Source organism: Gemmatimonadota bacterium (assembly GCA_016209965.1).
Lineage (GTDB): Bacteria > Gemmatimonadota > Gemmatimonadetes > Longimicrobiales > RSA9 > JACQVE01.
On record JACQVE010000067.1, the window covers coordinates 1 to 4,957 of the forward strand.

Sequence of the window (4,957 nt, forward strand, 5' to 3'; positions counted from 1 at the left end):
GTCGAGGGCCAGCGCCTCGCGGTAATAGCGTTCGGCCTCGTCCAGCTCCCCCTTTACTTGGTAGACGTTCCACAGGTTGCCGAGCTGGTTCGCCTCCCCCTGCCGGTTGCCGATCTCGCGGTCGAGGGCCAGCGCCTCCCGGTAATAGCGCGCGGCCTCGTCCAGCTCCCCCTTGACCCGGTAGACGATCCCCAGGTTGCCGAGCTGGTTCGCCTCCCCCTGCCGGTCGCCGATCTCGCGGTGGAGGGCCAGCGCCTCGCGATAGTAGCGCGCCGCCTCGTCCAGCTCCCCCTTGACCTGGTAGACGTTCCCCAGGTTGCAGAGCTGGTTCGCCTCCCCCTGCCGGTCGCCGATCTCGCGGTGCAGGGCCAAGGCCTTGCGATAGGCGCTGCCCGCTTCGTTCCCCTGACCGGTGAGTGAAAGGATTGAACCAAGCCATTGGAGAAGATCAGCTCTGACCTTTGGTGACCCTGTAGACTTGGCCGCAGCGATCTCCTTCTTCAGCCACTCGATCCGCTCTCGCGCGGCCCCCAGCCCCGGCGGCTCCCCAAGGCCATAGCCGCGCCCTTCGAGAGCAATCCGGAGGTGAGCGCCGCGCATTGCGTAAAAGTCCTTGGCGTGTGCTGGCAGCTCGCGCTCGAGATCCGGATCGACAAACAGGACCAGCGCCAGGACATTCTGGAACACGAGCTCGCGGCGGACATTGAGCGCGGTGAGCAACGCCGCGCGCTTGTCGGCCGCCGCACGCGCAGCCGGCACTACTCCGACGACCGTTCCCGTCCGACCATGCACCGGCGTAAGAACGTCCTGCCGCGCGAGGATGTCGGGCTCCACCGAGGCGTCGATGAGCCGATGCTGCCACTCATCGCCAAGGTGGGCCAGGATTTCCTCCCATATCCTCGGCACCTGCTCCAGCGACGGCATCGAGACGATGTAGATCCCCCCGCGCTCCGCGGCCAGGCGGAGCCGCTCGCTCAGCTCGGCGATCCGCCGTCGCATGGACGGCGAAAGGTACGCGACGGCTACGCCTTGAGGCGCCGAAGGCGTGGGATCAAGACGGGATGGGGTCGCAGCCATTTCTGCTCGCCATTGCTGTACTCGAGTAGCGCCACTGCATTTAGCAAACGGAGGAACGGGGCCTTGGGAACTTCGACATCGACATCCGCCGTGGGCGGACACCACCACGGATTGTCCAGGACATGCTGCAGGAGCTGCAGTTCCTCCTGCGTCAGGTTGAACTCGTTGAAGCGCCCGATCGCGGCGTAGTCGACATCCGCCTCATCGACGCGCGGCGATGTGCGAGCCAGTGCCCTGAAGGTGGCTTCCCGGGCGATCCGCAGCGTCTCGCGGCAGTGTCCACCGCCAAGTCCGATCAGTTTATCGCGCGCCCCGGGGGTGATCAGATCTTCCGGCAAGCGGCGATGGAGCAGTTCTCGAATCAGCCCGCAATTGCGCAAGGTCACCTCGCTGCTCTTGCCATCGGCTTCCACGATTTTCGCACCAGGAAAGGGACGCGACGCCCCGAGTCGCGTTGTGATCCCCGAGAATCGGCCGCTGCAGGCCACCGCCTTGTCCACCATGAATGCCGCAGCGGCCCGAAGCTGCGCGAGCTGATGCCCCTGCTGGTCGAACAGGCGGAGCCCACGCTCGATGCTGAGCTTGTCCGTGTCGTCCACCAGAAACAGCAGACGTCGATCCTTGCCGAGTCTCGACTCGATGGCGGCGATCGTGGAGTTCACTCGTTCGATCAGTGTGCCGACCTCTGGGGCGTAGGTCTCGCGGACCTTCTTCCTCGTGTCCAGGCTCACGGCGTAGTTGAGCTGAAGGCCGGCCGTCAGCCAGTTCAGCATCGCCGGAATCGCCGCCCCACCGGACCCGGCGCCACGCCCCTCTCGTTTTGTCTCGCGCGTAGTCTCGACGGTGATCAGCCCCTTAAGCTCCTTGTACAACTTGACGAGATGGGGAACGTCGACGGGCCTGAGCCTCACCTGGCCGCTCGCGCTCTTCAGCGCCGCCGTGGCGAAGGCGAGAAAAAGGTCGATCGCTTCGATGTCCTCGGGATCGGAGACCTCTTTGATCGAGATTGGGACGGCCAGAAAATGGGCCGTTAGCTCGGGCTCGACCTCGAGACAGTTGAAGAAGGTGGACTTGCCGCTTCCCACGTGTCCGTGCATGAGCATGGTCCGGGATTCCCCCTTAAGCAGGACCAGCTCGCGAGCGATACTATTCAGGAAGTCGCCGAAAAGCGGCCGGTACAGAAGTGGATCGGTTGGGCCGAGCGGCTGCAGCCAGTCGAGATCTCGGTATGCCTGTTCCAGTCTTTCAAGTGTGCTCATAAAGGGCTCCGCCGGGTCCTGCGAATCTTACCCGAGACGACGCGCGATTTCCAGATGCAGGTCTCTGTGAGAACGCGGGGCACACCAGTCGTCGGTTCGCTCGACTCGCGTGCGCTGGGGCGGAGAGGCCGGCGCCGGCGGTGGGCCAGCCGGTGATGCGCCCCTGACCATGGCGAGAACGGATCTCGCCGGTGCCTGATTGTGCTCGTTCGCGACTTCCCTCCGGTCTCCTGAGCACGCTTTGACGGTTACCTAGCCGGGCCAGTCTGATGGACGAACGGACGCCTCGGGGCCCCCGGAGCGCCGCCCTGCTGGCGCGCTGTGCCTGGTGGCTCAGCGGAACTCGAGCTCGCGGCGGGTCCAGATCTCGCCGCGCCGCACCACCAGCGCGACGCGGCGCAGGTTGCGGATGTCCTCGAGCGGGTCCGCGTCCAGCACCACCAGGTCGGCATCCTTGCCCGGCTCGAGGGTGCCGAACCGCTCCAGCCCGCCCATGGCCCGGGCGCCGTTGCGCGTAGCCGCCACGAGCACCTGCATGGGGCTCAGCCCCGCCTCCTGCAGGGCCTCGAGCTCGAGGTAGATGGCAGGGCCGTGCAGGGTGAGCGGGTTGCCCGCGTCCGTGCCGGCGGCGACCGCGACGCCCGCGGCGTGCACGCGGCGCAGGTTCTCCCGCATGACCCGCTGCCGCTCTCCGGCGGCGGCAGCGCGCCGGGCCAGCTCGTCGGGCGGGGGACGCCCGGGCAGCGAATCCGTGAGGAACGCCTTGGCCCGGGTTTCAGGGTCCACGCACCACAGCTCGTAGCCTTCCGCCTGGAAGCGCCGCGCCCGGAGCTGCTCGTATCCTTCGGTCACCACCAGCGTGGGCGTGTAGACGACGTCGGCCTCCCGCGCCAGCCGCAGGAACTCCTCGTCCACTGGCTCCTCGTAGACGCTGTGCACGAGCACGCGCGCCCCCGCGCGCAACGCCACCTTGGCCTGCCATAGCCCGGTGGCGTGGACAATCAGTGGCACGCCCGCCGACCGCGCCTCGGCCCCGGCAAGCTGCACCAGCACCTTCCAGCGCGCGGTATCGGGCGCGGCTCGCCCCGCGAGGAACCAGATCTTAATGGCGTCCGTGCGGTTGGCCAGCAGGTAACTGGCGCCATCCCTCACCGCAGCCGAATCGGCCATGTAAAGGAACTGGCGCTCGCCCGGCACGTTCACCCAGTGGTCGCGGGTCGAGAGGAGCGGGCCGGCCGCGGCAACATGGGGCGCAGCCGTGCTCTGCTCCGCCGCTTCGCGCAGCCGCCAGGTCCAGGGGTAGCCGCCCACGTCGAAAGTAGCCGTGACGCCGGAGCACAGGTAGGCGCGGTAGAAGCGCTCCGGCCAGGCCTTCAAGGCCGCGACCGTGGCCGGGTAGGGGAACCGGTCGCGCACGTCCAGCGCATCCGGCCGGCCGTCCGCCCACCCGGTCTGCGAGTAGTGCACATGGGCGTCGACCAGGCCGGGGATGATCCACTTGCCCCGGGCAGGGACCCGCTCGACGTCACTGCCCATCGCGCAGGCGCTGCGTGGCCCGGCGCACTCGAGGCGCCCGTCTCGCATCACGACCACGGCATCCGGAACAGGCGCCGCGCCCGTGCCGTCCAGCAGCGTGGCGCCCACCAGTGCGAAGGGTGGGGGCGGCGCCTCCGCGGGCGCGGGGAAGGCAGTGGTGGCGGCGACCTTCCACCCCTGCGGCGTGCGCACGAAGACCCGCTCGCTCACGCCCCTGCTGGATACTCCTCGCTGCACGACCCGGTAGCGGTAGGCGCCGTAGACCGCGCCCTGCGTGAGGCGCGTGACCTCGAAATGGCTGGCCACCAGCGTATCGGGCCAGGTAGTGTCCCGCGGCGCGGCCAGCGCCTCGAACCCGTATTGCAGTCCTGCCGGCCCGCCGCGGACCAGCCGCGGCGACTGCAGGTAGTGCGAGAGGTAGCGCGCCCGGTCGCGGTCATGGATCGCGGCGATGTTGCTGCGGAACGCGGCCAGCGCCTCCGTCGAGTCGGCCGTGCGGCTGGCCGCGGCGCCTGCCGCCCGCCCGGCGGGCGGCTGCGCGTCCGGGCCGCCCGTGCCGCGCGGGACACAAGCGGCGAGCAGCCCAGCCAGGCAGGCAAGAGGGACGACCACGCTCCACCCGAGGTTGCGCATGATACACCCCCTGGATCCGGGGTTGCTCGTCGGACCAGGTTTCCATCTTTCCTGTTGGCCCAACCACGCATGCTGCCGCCCCCTTAACGAAGTGCGCCAGCGCCTTGGCGGGCGCTGCAGGGCACGATTATCCACCGAATGGGGTCCGTTACCGGCAAGAGTCATAGCCAGATCGGTCAGGATGAAACTTGGAAACCAGGTCCGACGATAGTTAGCCGACGCCCCTCGCGCCAGCGTCCCGCGGCATTCCCTGCGGCTGGCAGCTCACGCTGGCAGCTCAGCGCTTGCTTGCGCGGCCGTCGGACGCGCCCGCATCTTAGGAGCCTTTGACCGCTGCCCCGTCGGGCCTCGCCGGCTCTCCTCCGCGGCTCTTGACGTGTCAGGCCGGTCCGGATTTTTTCCTGATTTCCAGTCGGAAGCAGGGTGCCGATCCGGCCGCCGACGTTGAGACA

3 protein-coding genes are annotated in these 4,957 nt (G+C 68.3%); all 3 read right to left on the bottom strand.

Going from position 1 to position 4,957, the window contains the following annotated elements; genetic code table 11:
- Positions 1-999 (bottom strand): tetratricopeptide repeat protein (locus HY703_02920; protein MBI4544131.1); only part of this gene is annotated, 999 nt, incomplete at its 3' end.
- 23 nt (positions 1,000-1,022) lie between these two features.
- Positions 1,023-2,336 (bottom strand): hypothetical protein, encoded by a 1,314-nt coding sequence (locus HY703_02925; GenBank protein ID MBI4544132.1) that lies wholly within the window; start codon positions 2,334-2,336, stop codon positions 1,023-1,025.
- 333 nt (positions 2,337-2,669) lie between these two features.
- Positions 2,670-4,505 (bottom strand): DUF3225 domain-containing protein, encoded by a 1,836-nt coding sequence (locus HY703_02930; protein MBI4544133.1) that lies wholly within the window; start codon positions 4,503-4,505, stop codon positions 2,670-2,672.
- Between the last annotated feature and the right edge of the window lie 452 nt (positions 4,506-4,957).

Excerpts from the sequence above, each read along its gene's own strand:
- HY703_02925 (MBI4544132.1), bottom strand. The coding sequence starts at position 2,336 with ATGAGCACACTTGAAAGACTGGAACAGGCATACCGAGATCTCGACTGG.
- HY703_02930 (MBI4544133.1), bottom strand. The coding sequence starts at position 4,505 with ATGCGCAACCTCGGGTGGAGCGTGGTCGTCCCTCTTGCCTGCCTGGCT.